Genomic DNA, 21,170 nt, shown 5'->3' on the forward strand with positions numbered 1-21,170 from the left:
GCGCCCGTCCCCTCCCGCCGCCCTTCCGCCCAGGACTCCACGGCTGGAAAGCAGCTATCGATTATTCACGACTACGCAACGGAGCGTGTCCCGATGAAAACAATGTGGCGCCGCGCTTGCGGACTCGCCGTGGCTCCCCTGGTGATGGTGTCGGCCGTCGCCTGCGGGGACGGGTCCGACCAGGCATCGGAGGGCACGACCCTCCGCGTCATCGTGAACATCACGCCGAACCTGACGGAGAATTACTGGAACGACCTCTTCGCCGGGTACGAGAAGGCTCACCCCGGCGTGAGCGTCAAGCTCGAACTGACCGGCACGATCTCGGCGGACGCGAAGCTGAGGCAGGACCTGGCGGCGGGCGACCCGCCGGACGTCGCACAGCAGATCACGCCGACCGCCGACAACGCTTCGCTCTTCGCGGACCTGACCGACCAGCCCTGGACCGCGAAGACACCGTTGACCGACCAGTACGCCATCGACGGCAAGCACTACGTGGTGGGTGTGGGTGAGCAGATACAGTCCCTCGTCTTCTACAACAAGGCCGCCTTCGCGAAGGCGGGGCTCGACGCGACGCGGATCAGGACGATGGATCAGTTCACGTCTGCCATGGGCCAGTTGAAGGACGCCGGTTACAAGCCGCTGCAGACTGCCGGGCAGTGGGTCACGGGGTCCCAGTTCTCGATGATGGCCGACGCGGGTGTGCTCACCGCCGATCCCCGGTGGACGGTCAAGCGCAACCAGGGCAAGGCGTCCTTCGCCGAGAGCGGCTACCTGCCCTATCTGGAGCACTACAAGAGCTGGATCGACGAGGGCTACCTGGAGAAGAGCGCGCTCGGCCTCACCTACGCGGACGGTCAGACGGCATTCCTGAACGGCAAGTCCGCGATGTACGTCATGGGCTCGTTCTTCGTGCCGGCCGCGGACGCCGCGAAGAAGAGCGACGACATCGGGGTGTTCACGATGCCGACCGACGGAGCGTATCCGTCCGGCCAGTTCGGCAACCTCTCGAACCCGTACGTCGTCGTGAACAAGTCGCGTCACAAGGCGGAGGCGATCGAGTTCGTGAAGTGGGCGACCACCGACCGGGAGGCCATCAAGAGCCAGCTCGCCTCCGACGGCAACCTGCGCGAGGGCTTCACGTACCCGATGTCCAGCCTCGGCACCTCCGTGCAGCAGATCCTCGACAAGGCACCGTCGGTGATCGTGAAGTCCGGTGAGAGCCAGCCGGTCACCGGCTTCAGCGACGAGCTCAACAAGCAGATCCAGTCCCTGTACACAGGCGCTTCCCCCGAGGACGCGGCCGGCGGATTGGACAAGTGGTGGAACTCGCAGAGCTGACCGCCGGGGTCGACCGGCAGGCGCGGCGTCGGGCGAGGCTGCGTGAGTCGGCCGTGTCCTTCGCGATGATGGGGCCGGCGGTCCTCCTGTACACGGTGATGACCGTCGTGCCGGTGGGGGTCGCCGTCTATCTCAGCCTGACCGACTGGGACGGCTTCTCCACCGCCGCGTTCATCGGACTGGACAACTACACGCACCTGTTCGACGACCCGAGTTCGTCGGACGCCTGGTACGTGACAGCGCTGATCGCCACGGCCGGCACCGTCCTCATGGTGGGTCTGGGACTCGTGTACGCGCTGGCGCTCAAGGGCCGCTCGCGCGCGAACTCCTTCTTCCGGGCCGTCGCCTACTTCCCGCACGTCATCAGCGCGCTGATCCTCGGCTATCTGTGGGCGGCGATCCTCGGCACCAACGGCGCCATCAACAACACGCTGGCCAGGTTCGGCATCGAACCGCTCGGGTTCCTCTTCGACGAACGGTTCGCGCTGATCTCGCTGATCGGCGTGATCGTGTGGGCGGGGTTCGGCTTCAACGTCGTTCTGTTCGTGGCCGCGCTGCAGACGGTGCCGGCCGAACTGCTCGAGGCGGCGGCGATCGACGGCGCCTCCAAGCGGCAGATCAATCAGCGGATCGTGATCCCGATGATCGCGCCCGTGGTGACCGTGGCGACGGTGCTGAACCTGGTGGGGCTCATCCGGGCCTACGACATCGTGGTCAGCCTCACCGGCGGCGGGCCGGCCGGGTCGACGCAGACCTTCACCTATCTCATTCTCGCCCGGTCGTTCGAGGGCACCAAAGTCGGATACGCGACCGCCCAGGCGGTGTTCCTGATGGTGGTCTCCGCGGTGCTCGCCCTCGTGGTGACGGCACTGCGCAACCGCCAGGACCAGGCCGCGACAGGAAGTTAGGAGCCGTTGGTGGTCGTACTGGAAGCAGAGGTCCGCGACAGGCCGAAGGCCGCGCCGGCCAAGGGCGCGGAAGCACGTGACCCGGAGCACAAGGAGACTCGTTCGCCCGCACGATGGGCGCTGCTCGGCGTGCTCCTCGTCATCATGATCGTGCCGGTCTACCTGCTTGTGGTGAACGCCTTCAAGTCGCAGCAGGACATCCTCGACAACCCCTTCTCGATCCCGCTGGACGGGCTGACCTTCGAGCACATGTCAGCCGCGATCAGCAGCCCGCAGTTCAACGTCATCGACGGATACGGCTTCACGCTGTTCCTCGTCGTGCTCGTCGACGTGCTGTGCATCCTGCTCGCCGGCCCCGCCGCGTACGCGATCGCGCGCAGCCTCAAGCGGCGGACTCAGCTGGTTCTGCTGTACTTCCTGGCGGGCACCTTCATTCCGGGGGCCGCCGTGATCATCCCGGTGATCCACGTGCTGCGCGAGATCGGGCTGGCCAACACCGTGACCGGCCTGGTCGCACACGACGTGGCATCCACGCTGCCGGTGAGCATCTTCCTGTTCGTCGGCTTCATCCGCACCATTCCGGTGGACATCGACCATGCGGCGACGATCGACGGCGCGGGCCGATTCCGGACGTTCTGGGCCATCATCTTCCCGCTGATGCGCCCTGCGGTGGTCACCGTGCTCATCCTCAACTCGATAGGGATCTGGAACGACTTCATCTCCCCGCAGATCCTGCTCAGCCCATCGTCCGGGCACTACACGGTGACGACGGCCGTCTACGCCGGCATCAGCCAGTACTCGACCGATCTGACGAAGGTGTTCCCCAACCTTCTGCTCGCCATCGCACCCGTCGTCATCTTCTTCGTCTACATGCAGCGCCACATCATCAGCGGTCTCACCGTGGGCGCCGTGAAGGGCTGACCGGGGCCGCGTTGCACTTCCCGTCCGAGAAACAGCCGAGAAAGGACCACGCGTGCTGAGAAACCCGAAACGACGGTCCCGTGGAGGACCGTGGACCGCGGCCGTCCTGTTCGCGTCGCTGGCCATGGTCGCGGTGGGGCATCCCGCCGCGGCCCATCCGGTCAAGTCCAAGGCGGGGCACACGTATTACGTCGCACCGTCCGGCCGGGACACGGCGGACGGGAGCAGCGGCACATCCCCGTTCCGGCACATCCAGAAGTGCGCCGATGTGATGGTGCCGGGCGACACGTGTCTGGTCCTGTCCGGGACGTACGAGGAGACGGTCGTGCCGGCCCGTTCCGGCACCGCCGAACTGCCCGTCAGCTACCGCGCCGCCCCGGGCGCGAAGGTGACGGTGAGCGGTGCCTCCCGGATCGGCGGCTTCGAACCGGTCACCGCCGCCGACGTCACCGAGATCGCCGCGACCGACCCGTTCGCCGCCGGCTCGCAGTTCAGCGACGCCGTGGCGGACGGTCACATATACAGCACCAGCGCCGACCTCGGCCCGGACGTGACCACGGTGCAGGTCTTCACCGACAAGAGGATGGGCGTCGAGGCCCAGTGGCCCTATCCCGGCCTCGACCTGCTCGCTCCCTCGCTCCAGTACGCCGGTGCGGGCAGCGCGGACGCCACCGTCGCCGACGCGGATCTGACCCGCCCGGCGGGGTACTGGGACGGCGCGCGTGCCCTCACCGGCTACTGGTACGTGTCGGCAACGACCATGGTCAAGAGCTCCGCCGTCGGCTCCGTGACGCTGGACGCGGCGCCGCCGTGCGTCCACAAGGTCGTTCCCGAGGAGACCCGGTACGCACTCTCCGGGAAGATCGGCGAACTCGCCCGTCCGGGCGAGTGGTTCTACGACCCGGCGGCGAAACGCCTGTACGTCTACAGCACCGACGACCCGGACACCCACACCGTCGAGGCCAAGCGGCGCACTCTCGGCTTCGACCTGACGGGCACCTCTCACACGACGGTCGACGGCATCGGCCTGTTCGCCACCACCATCGCCACGGGGCCCTCCAGCACGGGCGTCACGCTGGACGGCATCGACGGCCGGTACCTCTCGCACTACACGGACATCACCCGGGGCGCGACGGACTGCGGCAGTACGGTGACGCGGGGCGTCGGCGACACCGGCATCGTCCTCGACGGCACCCGGAACAGGATAGTGAACAGTGATCTGTCGCTGAGCGCCGGAAACGGCATCGCGCTCCGGGGACAGAACAACACCGCCACCGACAACGTGATCCACGACGTCGACTACATGGGCACCTACGCGGCGGGCATCGCCGTGCAGGGCAACAGCCAGACGGTCACGCACAACACGATCTCCCGGGTCGGCCGCAGCGGCATCAACCTCCAGTGGAACGAGGTCGCCGGTCTCGCCCCGGGCAAGGACCTGATCGCGTACAACGACATCTCCGGCTACGCCCGTATGAGCCTGGACGTCGCCGCGATCTACACCTGCTGCAGCGCCTGGATGATGGGCACCTCCATCGACCACAACGTGCTCCACGACCCGGCTCCGGCCACCACCTCCACCACGTTCGGAATCTCGGGGGTCTACGCGGACAACGGCCAGAGCGACCTCGTGATCGCGAACAACGTGGGCTGGGGCAACCGGGAGGGCACGGTGATGCTCAACGGTCTGGGGACCGGATCGCACGACAACGGCGTCTACAACAACACCGGCGGCATGACGCTGTTCTACGTGAAGGAGCCGGGGCAGTCGACCGGTACCGAGATCTACAACAACCTCGGGACGATCCGGGGCCTGACCGGCGCGACCGACGGCGGGCTCGTCCTCTCCCACAACCTCCCCGCGGAAACCGACCCGCTCTTCGTCGACGCGGCGAACCACGACTACCGGCTCACCGCCGGGTCACCGGCCCGCGGCCAGGCACTCGTGCTTCCGGGGATCAATGACGGCTCCACGGACGCGGTGCCGAGCCTGGGCGCCTACCAGTACGGGGCGCCCGAGTGGACGGCGGGTGCCCGCCGGTAGGGCCTTTCGTTTGGATCAGGCCGGATGCCGGACCCCGCGAGCCCGGCATGATCCGAACGAGAGCGCCCAGCCCGCGCCCTGCACGTGCGGGGGCCCGGTCCGGTTGTTCCGGACCGGGCCCCCGCACGTGCGGTCAGTTCGGCTTCGGCTCTGCCTTCCTGGACGTCGTCCGCTTCGTCGCGGCGGCCTTCTTGCGGGGCCGCTTCGTCTCCCGCGCGTCGGGAACGGGTCCCCGGCCGGCGGCGTGGTCGGCGAACGCCTGGGCCGCCTTTGCGGGCTCCCCGGACCTCAACAGGCCGACGAGACGCCCGTGTTCATCGGCCATGGCGCGGCGGTCCCCGTCGAAGAGCGGGTCGGAGATGGCCCGCAGGGTGCGCAGACTCGGCTCGATGACCTCCCACATGCGGGCCAGGAACGGATTGCCCGCGAACCGGCTGACCAGGGTGTGGAACTCGATGTCGGCGTCGCGGAAGCTGCTGACGTCGTTCGTGGCGACCGCCTCGTGCATCCTCTCGACCTGCGCGTCGAGCTCGGCCAGCTGGTCCTCGGTGATGTGCTCGGCGGCGAGCTGCGCGGCCAGGCTCTCCAGTGGTTCGCGTACCTGACGTGCGTACTCCGCGTCCCGCGAGGAGATCTCGACGACGAAGTGGCCGCGGCGCGGGACATGCATGAACAGGCCTTCACGGGCGAGCCTCTTGACCGCCTCGCGCACCGGGGCCTGACTCACACCGAGCCGCCGGGCGATCTCGGATTCGACCACGCGGTCGTTCGGCGCGAGATCGCCCTCGACGACGGCCTGACGAAGCAGGTCGTACACCTGGTCCGAGATCAGGGTCTTGCGGAACCTGTCCTTGTTGGTGGCCAGCGTGGAGACGAACCCACCGGACGCATGTGATGCCATGAATTCCCAATCCTGCATTGGGGCACGTCAGTTGCGACATAATACGCGCCCGTCTTCCCTCGTTGGAGTCACACCGAGGTTTCCAGCTGATCGGCCAGCCACTCCAATTTGACTACCTCGTGGGAGGCGCCGCCGCCTTCGTGGTCGTTGAACGGATAGACCCGTATCTGCTTGTCGGACTGATCCACGTTCCCGTGCGCGCCGTAGTGGTTGAACGCCGCGTACACCGTGGAGGGCGGGCAGATGCGGTCCATCAGCCCGACCGAGAACAGCGTCGGCGCGTTCGCCCGCCGGGCCAGGGCTGCCCCGTCGAAGTAGGACATGGTGCGGGTCACCGTGGCCGCGTGCTCCCGGTGCCGCTTCACGAACCGGGTGACCTCGTCGTACGGAGGCATGTCGGTGATCGTCGTGGCACGCGGGAAGTGGCACAGGAACGGCACGTCCGGCATGACGGCCACGAGGTCGGGGACGAGACCCGCGGCGGCGAGCGTGATGCCGCCGCCCTGGCTGGTTCCGGTGACCACGACACGGGCCGGGTCCACGTCCGGGTGCGTGCGTGCCGCGGCCACGGCGCGCACCGCGTCGGTGTAGAGGCGCCGGTAGTAGTAGCGGCGCGGGTCGAGGACGCCGCGGGTGAGGAAGCCGGGCGCCGCGATGTCGCCGGTGGCCGGGTCGGCGTCGGGGGTCTCGGCGCCCTGCCCTCGGGTGTCCATGACGAAGTGCGCGTAGCCCGCGTCGGCCCACAGGCGCGTCTCGTGGGGCGCTCCCCGTCCGGTGCCGTAGCCCAGGTACTCCACGACGACCGGCAGTGGGCCGGTGCGCGTCACCGGCAGGTGGAGCCAGCCGCGTACGGGGTGGCCGCCGTAGCCCGCGAAGGTCACGTCGAAGGTGTCGATCGTGACGAGCCCGTTGGTCACCGGCTCGAACGAGACCGCGAGGCCGATGTCCTCGTGCCGGGCGAGGGTCTCCTGCCAGAAGGCGTCGAAGTCGTCGGGCTCGACGAGAGCCGGCCGGTAACTCTCCAGCTCGTCCAGGGGAAGGTCGAATTGTGCCATGAGCATCTCCGCTGAGGTCGGGGCCCGCTCTCGGCGATGCCGAGCCGGCTGCTGATCATCGCCTATCGATCATCGAGGGAATCGAATCAGGGGCGTTCGAACGCTGTCAACCGGGTGGACGGTCAGCTGTCGAGTCCGTACACGCGGACCGCGGTCGTGTGCCGTACGCGATCGCGCTGGTCGTCCGTCAGGTGCGCCAGACCGAGCCCGGACGTCGCGAGCGAGTCGGCCCGGGAGCCCCGGGGCAGACAGATCGGCCAGTCCGAGCCGATGAGGCAGCGGTCCGGGCCCAGGGTGTCCACGACGTGCCGCACCATGTGCGCGATGCGCTGCTGCGGTGCGCCGTGCTGCTGGGTGAGCAGTCCGGAGATCTTCACCACCACGCCGGTTCCCCCGGCTGCGCGCTCGATGTCGCGGTACCACTCCCCCGCCTCGGGCGTGCGCGGGTCCGGGGGATTTCCCAGGTGGTCGACGACGACCGTCAGCTCCGGATGCCGGGCGGTGACGTCGGCCGCCGTCCTCAACGCCCCCTGATGCAGGTTGAGCTGAAGGACCGCGCCCTCTTCGGCCAGTACGGGGACGAGCGCGCGGGCCGCCTCGGGAGTGTCCGCCCAGGAGGCGCCGCCCAGCCGCATCCCGTTCGGGCGCGAGGCACCCCACTCGTGCAGCAGGGCACGGAACGGACCGGGCCCGTCAACGCCGTGGACGTGCAGGTTGGCCACGTACCCGGCGACCAGGTCCGGGCGCCGCAGGTGCAGTTCGCGCAGCGTGGCCGTCTCTCCCGCGTCTCCGCGCGACGCCTCGACGAGGATCGCGCCGGCCAGCCCGAGGCCCGCACCCGAACGCTCCAAGTCGCTCTCCCCGAAGGGGTGATGGTGCTCACTTCCGGGCTTGATCCAGGGGAATCCCCCGGCCGGATCCCACAGGTGGACGTGGCAGTCGATCACGGTGCGCCTCCTCCTCGGGCATGCGGGGCGGCTCCTGAGTATTGACACGTCGGCTCCCCGCCGGTGAGTCTAACCATCGGCTATCGATGGGCGATTATTCAATGCTTACGTGACGAGGGAGCAGGTGTTCTCGATGCTCAGGCCTGAGCGGACCGGCGGCACACATACAGGGGAAGAGGTGCACGGGCCTCTGCTGAACGCGACCCGGGCCGTTACCGACATCCCCCGATGGGCGGAGCTGGAACGGCAGTTGTTCGCCTACCAGGACAAGGCCTGGCGGCGCTTCGCCGACCGCTACACCGAAGGGGACGGCCGCCTCGTCTTCCGCGACACGCTCGGCCGGGGGCTGGACGGCCGGGACGGGGTGGACGACTTCTACGAGCCGTTCTTCAACTGGCCGACGCTGTACGTGCTCGGCGGAGATGCGGATCTGCTGGCGGCCGCACGGCGGCACTGGAGCGGTGTCACCGCGCAGCTCACCGAGATGGGCATGCTCGTCGACGGCCTGGAACGGGGCTACGACTGGTTCCACCAGGGCGAGGGAATGCTCCTCTTCTACGGTCTGTGCCTCGCGGATCCTGACGACGAGGAGCTGCGCCGACTCGCCCTGCGTTTCGCCGACTTCTACCTTCCGGGCGGGCCCAACTACGACCCGGAACACCGCGTGGTGCGCGCCCCGCACAACGGCTCGGCGGGTCCGCGATCCGGCTTCAGCGACGAGGAGCCCTACTTCCCGTGGAGCCCGGCCCTGCGCCCGTACGGTATGCCGCTGGACGGGGTCGACGACCTCGCTTCCTTCGACGACCTGGAGGCGTCACCCGAGCGTGCCCGGGCGTACGGCCGGGCGATGTGGGAGCGGATGGGCCGCGGTGACACGATCGTGAACCTCGCGGCCACGGGCCTCGCGACCCAGGCGTTTCTGCTCAGCGGCGAGCAGCGCTACGCGGACTGGGTGGCCGAGTACGTCGGCGCGTGGCAGGAACGGCTCGACGGCCGTGCGGTCGTGCCCGACAACGCGGGCCTGAGCGGTGTGGTGGGCGAGTACCTGGACGGCCGCTGGTACGGCGGCCATTACGGATGGTCCTGGCCACACGGTCTCTCCCCCGTCGGCAGCGCCACCGTGATCGGCGCGGCCAACGCGACCCTTCTCACCGGGGACCGGGTCTTCCTGGACCTCGCCCGCAATCCCCTCGATGTCGTGATGTCCCACGCCGAGCTGCGAGGCGCGGGCGGGATGGGCACGCTGGGCGAGCGCTGGGAGCCGCAGCTGCGCGCCATGACGGATGAGCGCACCCTCATGGTTCCTCAGCGGCACAACGACTCCGGCTGGTTCGACTACACCATCATGCCGGGACAACTCCCTCTCGCACTCTGGCACTTCAGCCGCGATGAAGCCGACAGGGAGCGGATCGAGCGGCTGCGGTCGGCATCCCGCTGGGACTGGACGGCCGTGCACACCCAGCGCATCAAGGACGAGGCGGGCCACGAGGAGCCCTGGTACGAGTTCCTGCAGGGGCGGAACCCGCGGTATCCCGAGCGGATGCTGCGCAGCGCCCTGGCGAGCTGCGCCGAGCGCGTGGAGGCCATCGAGAACGACACCGTCGACCCTGCGACCGGTCCGGACGCGCTGGACATCCACCACTGGCAGCACCTCAACCCCGTCGTGACCGAAGCCCTGCTGCAGCTGACCACCGGCTCCCCGCAGGTGCTCTACAACGGCGGCCTGGCCCACCTGCACGTGCGCTACCACGACGCGGACGCCCGCCGCCCCGGCCTTCCGCCGGACGTCGCCGCGCTCGTCTCCGACATCCGCCCGGATCACACGGTGGTGGAGCTGGTGAACCTCGGCACTGCGGCGCGCTCCCTGCTGGTACAGGCGGGTTCGTTCGCCGAGCACCATGTCGGAGCCGTCCGCGTGGACGACGGCCCCGGCCGGCCGGTCGGCGGACCGTACGTCCGCGTCGGCCTCCCCGCGAACACGCGGATCCGGCTGACCCTGACCATGACCCTGCGCGCGGGACGTGCTGCCTGCGCCTCACCGTGGGAGACGGCATGAGCGACCGGCCGGCAGCGAAGCGGCTGCCCTTCACCCTGCCCCGCCTCGGCCTGGGCACCGCTCCCCTGGGCGGTCTCTTCGAGGACGTCAGCGAGGAGGACGCCGCCGCGACCCTCAACGCGGCGGCCGAGGGAGGAATGTCGTACGTCGACACCGCTCCCCGCTACGGACACGGCCTCGCCGAGCGGCGCCTGGGCCGGCTGCTGCCCTCCTCAGGGGGCGCCGCCCCGGTGATCTCCACCAAGACGGGCTGGCTGCTGCGCCCCCGTCCGGACGGCTCACCCGGCGAGGTGATCACCGACTGGACCGAGCGCGGCATCAGGGAGTCCCTGGAGTCGAGCCTGGCCCGCCTGGGCCGCTCCTGCGTCGACATCCTGTATCTGCACGACCCGGACGACTACCCGGACGAGATCCGCCGCACGGCCTATCCGGCGGTGCGCAGACTGCGCGAGGAAGGCCTGGTCAAGGCCATCGGGTTCGGCATGAACCACAGCGCTCCGCTCGCCTCGTACGTGGCGGAGTTCGAGGTCGACGTCGTACTCGTCGCGGGCCGTCTCTCGCTTCTCGACCACGAGGCGCTCAGCGAGTTGCTGCCGCTGTGCGCCAGGGCGGGTACCTCGGTGGTCGTCGGCGGTGTCTTCAACACGGGCCTGCTGGCCGACCCCACACCCGGTGCCATGTTCAACTACCGACCGGCTCCCGCTGCGACGCTGGAGCGGGCGCGGCAGTGCCGGGCCCTGTGTGACGCGTACGAGGTGCCGCTCCCCGCGGCTGCGATCCAGTTCCCGCTGCTGCACAGTGCCGTGGACTCGGTCGTCCTCGGCTGCCGTTCGGCGGCAGAGGTCACGGCGAACGTGGCAGCTGCCCGCTTCCCGATTCCGGACGAGCTCTGGCAGCGGCTCGCGAAGGCGGGATTCGTCCCCGAACAGCTGCTGGAGGAGCGCGTCGGCTGACCCCGTCGCTCCGGGGCGGCCCTCGGCGGAGCCCGGTTGCCGCACGCACCCCCGGGCGGCTGCCGGGCGTCCCCGTGCGTGCGGCGGCGGCAACCGGGCACCTGGCCGATGGCGAAGGAGCGCCCGCTTCGCCGTACGGCCGCGGCTTCCGGGCACCATCCGGTCGTCCTCGTCCCAGGCGGGGTCCCGGTCGTCCCTTGCAGACCCGCCGAGTGGGCTCGACCGGATCGCGCCCACCGCTTTCCCGTCCGGCTTGCCCCGCGATCACCGGAGCCGCGCCCGCCGGGACTCAGAACCTGAACTGATCGATGTTGCCCCGGTCGAAGACGGTCGGCTTGCCGAGCAGGACCACGCCGTCCTTCCCGATCGTGAACGAGCCCAGGGCACCTGCGGTGAAGGTCTCCCCCTCGGCGCCCGTGATCCGGCCGGACTCCAGGGCGACGGCCGTGTGGGCGGCGAGGGCGCCGAGCTTCGCCGGGTCCCAGAGCTCGAAGGCCTCGACGGTGCCGTTCTTGACGTAGGCGCGCATGTCGTTCGGGGTACCCAGGCCGGTCAGCTTGACCTTGCCCCGGTACTTGGAGCCGGACAGGTACTGCGCGGCCGCCTTGATGCCGACGGTGGTGGGGGAAACGATCCCCTTCAGGTTGGGGTGTTCCTGGAGCAGCCCCTGGGTCTGCTGGAAGGACTTCTGGGCGTCGTCGTCGCCGTAGGCGGTCTTGACGAGCTTGATGTCCTTGTACTCGGGCTTCTCCAGCTCGTCCTTCATGAAGTCGATCCAGGTGTTCTGGTTGGTGGCCGTCTGGGCCGCCGAGAGGATCGCGATCTCGCCCTTGCCGCCGATCTGCTTCGCCAGCAGCTGGATCTGGGTACGGCCCAGGTCCTCGGCACTGGCCTGGGAGACGAACGCCTGACGGCAGCCGGTCTGCGTGTCGGAGTCGTACGTCACGACGCTGACGCCGTTCTTCATCGCCTGCTTCAGCGCCGTGCACAGGGCGCCCGGGTCCTGGGCGGAGACGGCGATGGCGTCGACCTGCTGCTGGGTGAGGGTGTTGACGTAGGAGACCTGTCCGGACGTGTCGGTGCCGCTGCTGGTACCGACCTCCTTGTACGTGGAGCCGAGCTGCTCCACGGCCTTCTTGCCGCCGCCGTCCGACGTGGTGAAGTAGGGATTGTTGACCTGCTTGGGCAGGAAGGCGACCGTAAGACCCTTCTTGATGGCCTTGTTCGGGTCCGCCTTGCCAGTGGCGGCGGCCGGGCCCGCCTCCTTGTTCGCGGAGTCCTTGGTGGTGCCGGAGCAGGCGGTGGCGCCGAGGGCGAGCACGGCGGTGACGGCGAGAGCTGCGGTCAGCCGGGCGCTTTGGGCGGTGGGGCCGTACATGACGGGTTCCTTTCGCTGCCGCGGGCGGCAGGGGCTGGTGTGCGGATGTCCGGACGGTGACGGAGTACGTGCAGGTCGGCGGCTGATCCACGGTGGTGCGGCAGGTGGAGCCTGCGGACCGGGCGGCGCCCGGCATTCAGGAGGTACGGGGCGGAGCCGGGACGGCCGCGGCCCCGGTTCTCCTGCGGGCCCGGGACTCGACGGCCTGGCGGCCGACCCGGGGGGCGAGAACGGAGATCACCAGCAGGACGCCGGTGACCACGATCTGGGACTGGGCGGAGACGTTGATCAGGCTCATGACGTTCTGGAGGGTGCCGAGCAGCAGCACACCGGCGACGGCTCCGCCCAGGGTCCCCTTGCCGCCGTCGAAGTCGATCCCGCCGAGCAGCACCGCCGCGATGACGGACAGTTCGAGGCCGGTGGCGTTGTCGTAACGGGCGCTCGCGTAGTGCAGCGCCCAGAAGACTCCGGTCAGCGCGGATATCAGTCCGGTGGTCACGAACATGGACAGCTTGAGCCGCTTGACCCGGATGCCCGAGAACCTCGCCGCCTCCTCACTGGCGCCGGTCGCGAACAGCGAACGGCCGGTCGGTGTGGCGTGCAGGACCACGACGGCCGCGGCGAGCAGCACGGTGAAGGGGACGGCGGCGTACGGGATGAAGGTGCCGCCGATCCGGCCGGCGCCGAAGTCGAGGTACTGGGTGGGGAAGTCGGTGACGGAGTCGGAGCCGAGGACGATCTGGGCGATGCCGCGGTAGGCGGCCATGGTGCCGATGGTCACGGCGAGGGAGGGCAGTCCGAGCCTGGTGACCAGCAGTCCGTTGATCAGACCGCAGACGACACCGAGCAGCAGGCACAGCGGGATGATCGTTTCGATCGTCATGCCGGCGTTCCACAGCGCGCCCATCACCGCCCCCGACAGGCCTGCTGTGGAGCCGACGGAGAGGTCGACCTCTCCGGAGACCACCAGCATGGTCATGGGCAGGGCGATCAGGGCGATCGGCAGGGTGTTCCCGATCAGGAACGAGAGGTTCAGCGCGTTCCCGAAGTTGTCGACGAAGGAGAACGAACAGATCAGGAGTGTGAGCAGCAGGGCGCCGACGGCGGTGTCCCAGCGGACTGCGCCCCCGAGGCGGCCCGGGGCCGGTTGCCGGCCGGCGGGGGTCGTGGCCGTGGTGGTGTCAGGCATGGCGGGCGCTCCTCGTCCGTACGGCCTTCTTGCGCAGTGCCGAGGCCACCCTCAGGGCCAGGATCCGGTCGGCGGCGATGGCGAGCAGCAGCAGGAAGCCGTTGATCGCGGTGACCCAGACCGAGCTGACGCCGATGGCCGGGAGCACGCTGTTGATGGAGGTGAGCAGGAGGGCGCCGAGGGCGGCGCCGTACACGGTTCCGGAGCCGCCGGTGAAGGCGACGCCGCCGACGACGACGGCGCTGACCACGGTGAGTTCGTATCCGTTCCCGGTGGCGGAGTCGACGTTGCCGAAGCGGGCCAGGTAGAGGGCTCCGGCGAGACCGGCGAGCGCGCCGCAGAGGACGTACGCCGTCATGATCCGCGCCCGGACGGGGATGCCGGCGAGCCGGGCGGCCTCGGGGCTGGAGCCGAGGGCGTAGAGGTCCCGTCCGCCGTGGTAACTGCGCAGGTAGTACGCGACGGCGGCCAGGACGGCTGTGGCGAGCAGGGCGAGGTAAGGCAGTACCCCGATCCCGTCGTGGCCGAAATCGACGAAGCCGGCGGGCAGTGCGTCGGCGGTGATCTGGCGCGAGCCGACCCAGATGGAGTCGATGCCGCGGACGATGTAGAGGGTGCCCAGGGTGACGACGAGCGCGGGGACCTTGCCCAGGCTCACCAGGGCACCATTGAGGACGCCGAAGAGCGCGCCGAGACCGACGGCGAGCAGGACGGCGGCCAGTGGACTGCCGCCGTCGCGGAGGTGGATGCCTGCGGCGAAGGCGCAGATGCCGAGGACGGAGCCGACCGAGAGGTCCACGTTGCGGGTGATCACCACGACTGCCTGGCCTGTGGCGACCAGGACCAGGATCGTCGCGTTCAGCAGCAGGTCCTTGACGCCCTGCTCGGACAGGAACTCGGTGTTGGAGAGCTGGGTCGCGCCGAGCAGCAGGACGAGGACGAGGGCCACGGCCAGTTCGCGGGCCCTGAACACCCTGTCCACGAGTCGCCGTGAGGCGTCGGGCGGGGGTGCGGGCTGCTGCCGCACCGGGTCTGCGGTCACGGTCATGCCGCGGTCCTTCCTCGGTCGGCACGGCCGGTCGCCGCCGCCATCACCGTCTCCTCGGTCGCCTCGGATCCGGGGATCTCGGCAGTCAGCCTGCCCTCGTGCATCACCAGCACCCGGTCGGCCATGCCGAGGATCTCCGGCAGGTCGGAGGAGATCATCAGCACCGCGACTCCCTGTGCGGCCAACGCGGAGAGCAGCCGGTGCACTTCGGCCTTGGTGCCGACGTCGATGCCCCGGGTCGGCTCGTCCACGATCAGCACCTGCGGGGAGGTGGCCAGCCACTTGGCGAGGACGACCTTCTGCTGGTTGCCTCCGGAGAGCGTGCTGACGACGTGGGCGAGCCGCGCGTACTTGACCTGGAGTCTGACCGCCCAGTCCACCGCGCGGTCGCGTTCGGCGGCGCGGTGCATCAGACCGGCGCGCGTGGTCGTGGCGAAGCCCGTGAGGCCGATGTTCCGCTCGATGGACATGTCCATCACCAGTCCCTGGGCCCGTCGGTCCTCGGGTACGAGGGCGAGGCCCGCGGCCATCGCGGAACTCGGGGCCCCCGTGCGCAACTTCCGGCCCAGGACCTCCACCTCGCCGCCGTCGAACCGGTCCACGCCGAACACGGCGCGGGCCACTTCACTGCGGCCGGCCCCGACCAGCCCCGCCAGGCCCACGATCTCGCCCCGCCGGACCTCGAAGGAGACGTCCGTGAAGACACCCTCGCGGGTCAGCCGGCGTACCCCGAGGGCCACTTCACCGATCTCCGTGCGCTGCTTCGGGTACAGCTCGTCCAGGTCCCGGCCGACCATCCGGCGTACGAGGTCGTCCTCGCTCAGACCCTCGATCGGTTCACTGGAGATCAGGGCGCCGTCGCGCAAGGTGGTGACGCGCCGGCAGAGCGCGAAGATCTCCTCCAGACGGTGCGAGATGAACAGCACCGCCGCACCCTGGGTCCGAAGTGTCCTGACGACGCCGAACAGGCGCGCGACCTCGCTGCCGGTGAGTGCGGCGGTCGGCTCGTCCATGATCAGGACGCGGGCGTCGAAGGAGAGGGCCTTGGCGATCTCGACCAGCTGCTGGTCGGCGATCGACAGCCCGCGCGCCGGCCGGTCCGGGTCGAGGTCGACGCCGAGGCGTTCGAACAGGTCCGCCGCGGCCCGCCGGACCGCACGGTGGTCCACCCGGCCGAAGGAGCGACGGGGCTGACGGCCCACGAAGATGTTCTCCGCGACGGACAGGTCCGGGAAGAGCGTCGGCTCCTGGTAGATCACGGCCACGCCGGCGTCGCGGGCATCGGCCGGGCCGTGGAACCCGACGGGCTTGCCGTCCAGCAGGACGGTTCCCGTGTCGGGGCGGTGCACACCGGCGAGCACCTTGATCAGCGTCGACTTGCCGGCGCCGTTCTCGCCGGCCAGGGCATGGGCCTCTCCGGCGTACAGCCGCAGGGACACGTCGCGCAACGCCCGTACGGCACCGAAGGACTTGCTCACCCCCTCCAGCGCGAGCACCGGAGTCGTCTCCGGTTCGGGGTCCTTCATGGCTGTTCTCCCGTGCTTGTGGCGACCAGAGGGCTCGTCATGAAATGTTTCAGTGAGGTAGCCGGGAAGCTAGCCCCGCCCCGATCAACACGTCAAGGGGTGTTCCGCGTTGAACATCACGAAACGTCAGGAGGCCGGAGAAAACGTTGTCAGCCCGCAGTGGACTGCCAGGGCGCACCGACGAGGACCGGTTCGAGCCAGCGACGACACGATCCGGCAACCGCACCCGTCGCGCGGCAAAATGACTTGACTCCTCAGGCGTGGGCCGTTAATTTCACGACGCGGGATGAATCGATTCACCTTCGACCCTGCGCTACAGCCCGGTCTGTTCGAGGTGCGCGAGCCGATGCCGACGCAGGGCCGGGTCCGGGGCCCGGAGGAACCCCGCCCCGGAGTCCCGGTGCCACCGGACGAGAGGTCCTACGCGGGACCGCAGGGCAGCACGGGCAGGGCGGCCAGGCGGCGGTGCAGATAGCCGCCGCCCCAGGTCAGTTCGTCCAGCGGAACCGCCGGGGCCAGCCGGTGCCAGCGGCCGAGGAGGGTGGTCAGGGCCACCGTGAGCTCCAGGCGGGCAAGCGCCGATCCGGGGCAGTAGTGCGGGCCCAGACCGAAGGTCAGGTGGCGGCTCGCGGTGCTCCGGTCCGGATCCAGCGTTCCGGGGTCGGCATGGCAGCGCGGGTCGTGATTGGCCGCCGCCACGGACAGCAGGACGCCACTGCCCGCCGGAATGACCGTGGACCCGAACCGGACGTCCTCCAGCGTCACGCGCTTGGTACTGAAGGGGCCCGGAGTGTCCCAGCGCAGCAACTCGTCCACCGCGCGCGGGATCCGCCCCGGTTCGTCCCGCAGGGACCGCTGTACTTCGGGGTGGTCCAGCAACGCCACCACGCTCATGCCGATCGCCTGCACCGTGCTGTCGAAACCGGCCAGCAGCAGCATCGCCAGGAGGGAGGCCACCTCGTCCTCGCTCGCACCGCCCTGCTCATGCCATGCGGCAAGGACGCGGGAGACGACGTCGTCACCCGGTGCGGTGGTGCGACGGTCCATCGTGGAGCGCACGAAGGCGTCGATCCGGGCAACGCTCTCCTCGATCGTGGCGGCGGTGCAGCCCGCCTTGTCCGCGAGGCAGGCAACCGGCTCGTACAGGGCGGCCCGCTCCTCCTCCGGCACGTCGAAGACCTCGCACAGCGAACGGAAGGCGAGAGGCCGCGCGAAGGCGTCCATCAGCTCGACCGGGCCGTCGCCCCGGGCCACGTCGGCCGCGTCGAGGAGTTCGCCCGCGGCTCGCTCGATCCGCTCGCGGTGGGCAGCCATACGCGCCGGGGTCAGCGCCGGTGTCGCCAGGCGGCGGATCCGCGTGTGGTCGGGCGGGTCGTAGTTGACCAGCGTCAGGTCGAGTGCGCGACGGCGCACGCCGGGGTCGGGAACGCTGCCGCCGCTCAATGAGAGCCGGGGGTCCCGGAATCCGGCCCGCACGTCCTCGGCACGGGTCACCAGCCACACCGGCCGCCCGGCCGGCGTCCTGACCCGGGCCACCGGACAGGTCTCCCGGATGCCGGCCAGCGCCTCGGCCGGCCGGTTCAGGAAGCCGGCCCCGAGCGGCTGCGGCAGCGGCTGCCGGCCTGCCGGCGCGGGCGCGCCGGCGGTGGCGGTGGCGGCGGGTTCGGTGTCCATCCGAAGGCGTCCTCTCGCGGTCGCGGAGTGTGCTGGGGCCACGCTAGGAACGGCCGGTTGCCCGCCGGTTCGCGCCCGGTGGGATTGCGGTATGCCCGCGCACCTGCCGCAGCGGCTCAGCCAGGCGCCGACCAGGACGATTCACCGCGGGACAACCGGCTGCGAACCGGTCTTGAACCTCCTGCTCCTAGCTTCCTGGCGGTCGGCGCAGCGCCGCCGTCCGTCGTCCCGATCGCCCGTCGTATGGAGGACCAACATGGCCGAGAACGTCGAGCCCAACGAGACCCCCGCCGAGGACGCCCCCGAGGTCGTCGCACACGTCGAGTCGCCTGTCGGCTGGTGCGGCATCCACCAGGAGGTGGCCGAGGAGCCCGAGGTCATCGCGCACTCCGAGGCGCCCGTCGGCTGGTGCGGTGTGCACCAGGAGGCGTCCGAGACCGAGGAGCCCGAGGTGATCGCGCACTCCGAGGAGGGCGAGGACACCCCGTGGTGCGGCGTCCACCAGGAGCAGAACGCCTGATCCGGTCAACCAGCCGGTCCTCCTCGGCCGCGGCGGCACCACGTCGCCGCGGCCGGGGTCCGCTCCGGCCGATCCTCTCCTGCCACCACCCCGACCCGGAGGTTGCCGTGCCCGGTACGCAGTCTGTCGCCGTCCCCGCCGCCGGGGCCCGTCTGATCCAGGCCGACCGGGGGTGGTGGTTCCTCGGCGCCGGCGGATACGCGCTGATGCGGCCCGGCCAGGTGGAGCCGGACGGCACCCTGCGGCCCTCGGCGGAACGCTATCTGCGCGAGGCGGGTCTGTACGACGTACGGCCCTACACCTCGTACTCGCTCACCGTGCTGACCAGCACGGACTGCAACCTCGGTTGCGGATACTGCTTCCAGAACACCGCGCAGGACCCCAAGGGCGGCAGCCGGCCGCCGCGGATCCAGCACGCCCGACTGACGCCCGAAGCCATCGGACAGGTACTGGACTTCACCCGCGAGCGCATGGCCGCGGCGGGCATGGACCGGCTGGCGCTCCTGCTGTTCGGCGGTGAGCCGCTGCTCAACCCGCGGGGCTGCCGCGACCTGCTCACCCGGGCGCGGGAACTGGGCCCGCTCACCGCGTCGATGACGTCCAACGGCACCCTGCTCACCCCGCTCATCGCCAAGGAGCTCAACGCGGCGGGCCTCGGCTCCGTCCAGGTGACCTTCGACGGCGACCGGGCCGACCACGACGCGATCCGGGTCAAGCGTTCGGGGGGCGGCACCTTCGACGTCATCGTCTCCAACATCGCGCGCGCCATCGAGAAGACCTCGCTGCGCTGGATGCTGCGGGTCAACGTCTCCCACCTGAACCGGAACGGCGTGGACGAACTGGTCGAGCGGCTCGGCACCCGCCTCGATCCGGCGCGCTGCGGCATCCACTTCGCCCGGGTCGGTGACGTCGGCGTCGGTTACGCGAACAACCTGCTGCACGAGGACGGCCTCGTCGGGGACTTCGTCCGCTGGCACGCCCGCGCACTGGAACTCGGCTTCACGGTGGCCCGCCCGCGCGCCCATGTCCCCTGCCAGGCCTGCTCCTTCAGTGACGGCCGCTACGGCGCGGTCATCAACGCCGACGGTGTCCTCGCCAGTTGCTGGGAGACCGCCGGCAAGCCCGGAATGGAGGTCGGCACCCTCGCCGAGGGCTACATGACCGCCGAGCAGACGGAGGGCCGCTGGGTCAGCTGCCACGACCACTACCAGTACGACGAGGAGGCGGCCGTCCGCGCCACCTTCCAGGACCGGGTCGACGCCGGCGTCCTGGACTGCCTCAACGCCGTCGGACGGCTGGGATGAAGAGCGCCGGCATCCTGCGCACCAACCCCGACTTCCGCCGCTACTGGCTCAGTTCGACCCTGTCCACGCTCGGATCCCAGCTGTCCCTGCTGGCCTTCCCCCTGCTCGTCCTGTCCATCGGCGGCAGCGCCGCGCAGGCCGGCACGGTGGCGACCTGCTCGATGGTGACCCGGACCCTGTTGCGGCTGCCCGCCGGCCAGCTCGCCGACCGGCTCGACCGTCGCATGATCATGGTCGGGACGGACCTGGTGCGGCTCGTGGCGCTGGCAAGCATTCCGCTGGCATCGGGGCTCGGAGAGCTCGGCCAGACACACCTGCTCTGCGTGGCCATAGTGGAGGGCGCGGCCACCGCGCTCTTCTCCCCCGCGGCCACGATCGCCGTACGCGACGTGGTGCCGGAGAAGGATCTCACCGACGCGCTGAGCCGCAGCCAGACCGCCATGGCGTCGAGTTCGCTGATCGGGCCGTTCCTCGGCGGCTGGCTCTTCACCCTGGACCCGATCCTCCCGTTCGCGGTCGACGCCGCCTCGTACGGGGTGTCCGCGGTGCTGCTCCTCCGGATGGGCACGCTGCCCTCCCAGAAGGTCCCGGACACCGAGCGCGACAACCGGCTCACCGCCGGGCTGCGGTGGCTCACCCACCAGAGGGCGCTGCTGGCGGCGCTGCTCTTCGCCGCGGGCATCAACATCGTCTCGGCGGCGGCCCAGACGACCATGGTCGTCTCCCTGCGCCAGAGCGGCGCCGGCGGGACGGCGATCGGAGCGGTGATGGCCTGCGCCGGCATCGGGGGGCTGCTGGGCGCGGCCGCGGCGCCATGGCTGATCAAGAGGAACCCGGCCGGCCGGATGTTCCTGCTCATCGGCACCGTGTGGGCACTCGGACTCGCCGCCTTCTCCGCGACCACACAACCCTGGGTGATCGGCCCGGTCCTCGTCGTGGTCGTCTTCTTCAGCCCGCCGGCCGGCATCGTGGTCGGCCGCGCGATCCTCGTGCTCGCACCCCGCGATCTTCTGGGCAGGGTCAGCACGGCGACCGGGCTGCTGATGGCCGGCCTCGCCTCCGCCGGACCGGTGATGGCGGGCTCGTTCGTGGACTCCATGGGCGGAAGCCGCACCTGGCTTGTCCTGGCCGCCGCCGCCGCGGTGGTCACCGTGCTCTCGTCGGTGCCGCTGCTGCGCGAGACCAGCCTGGACGCCACCGACGACGGCAACGCCGGCAGCGACGGCGACAGCGCGAAGGGCGGCGGCGACTCGGACGGCGTTCTGCGTTCCGAGCGGCCGGCCGACGAGCCGCAGCCCGAACAGGCCTCCCCTGACGGCCCGAAGCCCGTGGACCTGATCCCGGCGCCTCCCGCACCGTCCCGGGACACCGGCGGCAACTGACCCCGCTCCGCACCGTGACCGTCCTC

The 21,170-nt window shown here is 70.1% G+C and carries 17 protein-coding genes; 9 read left to right on the forward strand and 8 right to left on the reverse strand.

Annotated features, from left to right (window positions below; all coding sequences use genetic code 11):
* Nucleotides 1-93 precede the first annotated feature (93 nt).
* The 4 genes from OG446_RS01790 to OG446_RS01805 are packed head-to-tail and all read left to right on the forward strand — an operon-like array spanning nt 94 to nt 5,211.
* Complete coding sequence (locus tag OG446_RS01790; protein WP_328892327.1) at nt 94-1,338, forward strand: ABC transporter substrate-binding protein; 1,245 nt, start codon at nt 94-96, stop codon at nt 1,336-1,338.
* Entirely contained in the window at nt 1,317-2,246 is a 930-nt protein-coding gene (locus tag OG446_RS01795) for a carbohydrate ABC transporter permease (protein ID WP_328892328.1), read from the forward strand. The genes OG446_RS01790 and OG446_RS01795 overlap by 22 nt, the downstream gene beginning before the upstream one ends.
* Nucleotides 2,247-2,255: 9 nt before the next feature.
* Complete coding sequence (locus OG446_RS01800) at nt 2,256-3,167, forward strand: carbohydrate ABC transporter permease (protein WP_328892329.1); 912 nt, start codon at nt 2,256-2,258, stop codon at nt 3,165-3,167.
* A gap of 52 nt (nt 3,168-3,219) precedes the next feature.
* The gene (locus tag OG446_RS01805; protein ID WP_328892330.1) at nt 3,220-5,211 is read left to right on the forward strand and encodes a right-handed parallel beta-helix repeat-containing protein; all 1,992 of its coding nucleotides are present in this window, start codon (nt 3,220-3,222) and stop codon (nt 5,209-5,211) included.
* A gap of 133 nt (nt 5,212-5,344) precedes the next feature.
* Here the strand turns inward: OG446_RS01805 and OG446_RS01810 are convergent, their stop codons facing one another.
* From OG446_RS01810 to OG446_RS01820, 3 genes are all read right to left on the reverse strand, one after another.
* The gene (locus tag OG446_RS01810; protein WP_328892331.1) at nt 5,345-6,112 is read right to left on the reverse strand and encodes a GntR family transcriptional regulator; all 768 of its coding nucleotides are present in this window, start codon (nt 6,110-6,112) and stop codon (nt 5,345-5,347) included.
* Nucleotides 6,113-6,180: 68 nt separating this feature from the next.
* The gene (locus OG446_RS01815) at nt 6,181-7,167 is read right to left on the reverse strand and encodes an acetylxylan esterase (protein ID WP_328892332.1); all 987 of its coding nucleotides are present in this window, start codon (nt 7,165-7,167) and stop codon (nt 6,181-6,183) included.
* Nucleotides 7,168-7,289: 122 nt separating this feature from the next.
* Nucleotides 7,290-8,114 (reverse strand): amidohydrolase family protein, encoded by an 825-nt coding sequence (locus OG446_RS01820; protein ID WP_328892333.1) that lies wholly within the window; start codon nt 8,112-8,114, stop codon nt 7,290-7,292.
* Nucleotides 8,115-8,223: 109 nt separating this feature from the next.
* On the opposite strand from OG446_RS01820, the gene OG446_RS01825 reads away from it, so the two are divergent.
* Nucleotides 8,224-10,170, forward strand: coding sequence for a hypothetical protein (locus OG446_RS01825; RefSeq protein ID WP_328892334.1), 1,947 nt, complete (start codon nt 8,224-8,226; stop codon nt 10,168-10,170).
* The gene (locus tag OG446_RS01830; protein WP_328892335.1) at nt 10,167-11,123 is read left to right on the forward strand and encodes an aldo/keto reductase; all 957 of its coding nucleotides are present in this window, start codon (nt 10,167-10,169) and stop codon (nt 11,121-11,123) included. Before OG446_RS01825 ends, OG446_RS01830 begins: the two co-directional genes overlap by 4 nt.
* Nucleotides 11,124-11,412: 289 nt before the next feature.
* Here OG446_RS01830 and rhaS read toward each other — a convergent pair whose 3' ends face one another.
* The 5 genes from rhaS to OG446_RS01855 form a co-directional block, all read right to left on the reverse strand.
* Nucleotides 11,413-12,501: a rhamnose ABC transporter substrate-binding protein gene (gene rhaS / locus OG446_RS01835; RefSeq protein ID WP_328892336.1), complete on the reverse strand. Its 1,089-nt coding sequence runs from the start codon at nt 12,499-12,501 to the stop codon at nt 11,413-11,415.
* A gap of 136 nt (nt 12,502-12,637) precedes the next feature.
* Entirely contained in the window at nt 12,638-13,690 is a 1,053-nt protein-coding gene (locus OG446_RS01840) for an ABC transporter permease (protein WP_328892337.1), read from the reverse strand.
* Nucleotides 13,683-14,738 carry an ABC transporter permease gene (locus OG446_RS01845; protein WP_328892338.1) on the reverse strand — a complete coding sequence of 352 codons (1,056 nt, stop codon included), beginning with the start codon at nt 14,736-14,738 and terminating at the stop codon, nt 13,683-13,685. The genes OG446_RS01840 and OG446_RS01845 overlap by 8 nt, the downstream gene beginning before the upstream one ends.
* Nucleotides 14,735-16,264, reverse strand: coding sequence for a sugar ABC transporter ATP-binding protein (locus OG446_RS01850; RefSeq protein ID WP_328892339.1), 1,530 nt, complete (start codon nt 16,262-16,264; stop codon nt 14,735-14,737). The genes OG446_RS01845 and OG446_RS01850 overlap by 4 nt, the downstream gene beginning before the upstream one ends.
* Nucleotides 16,265-16,684: 420 nt before the next feature.
* Nucleotides 16,685-17,938 (reverse strand): cytochrome P450, encoded by a 1,254-nt coding sequence (locus OG446_RS01855; RefSeq protein WP_328892340.1) that lies wholly within the window; start codon nt 17,936-17,938, stop codon nt 16,685-16,687.
* Between the two features lie 256 nt (nt 17,939-18,194).
* On the opposite strand from OG446_RS01855, the gene OG446_RS01860 reads away from it, so the two are divergent.
* From OG446_RS01860 to OG446_RS01870, 3 genes are all read left to right on the forward strand, one after another.
* A complete protein-coding gene (locus OG446_RS01860; protein WP_328892341.1) occupies nt 18,195-18,458 on the forward strand; it encodes a hypothetical protein in 264 nt (87 codons plus the stop codon).
* A gap of 107 nt (nt 18,459-18,565) precedes the next feature.
* On the forward strand, nt 18,566-19,762 hold the full coding sequence (locus OG446_RS01865; RefSeq protein WP_328892342.1) for a radical SAM protein: 1,197 nt from the start codon (nt 18,566-18,568) through the stop codon (nt 19,760-19,762).
* Nucleotides 19,759-21,144: an MFS transporter gene (locus OG446_RS01870; protein ID WP_328892343.1), complete on the forward strand. Its 1,386-nt coding sequence runs from the start codon at nt 19,759-19,761 to the stop codon at nt 21,142-21,144. The genes OG446_RS01865 and OG446_RS01870 overlap by 4 nt, the downstream gene beginning before the upstream one ends.
* Nucleotides 21,145-21,170 lie beyond the last annotated feature (26 nt).

The organism is Streptomyces sp. NBC_00236 (assembly GCF_036195045.1).
Classification (GTDB): domain Bacteria; phylum Actinomycetota; class Actinomycetes; order Streptomycetales; family Streptomycetaceae; genus Streptomyces.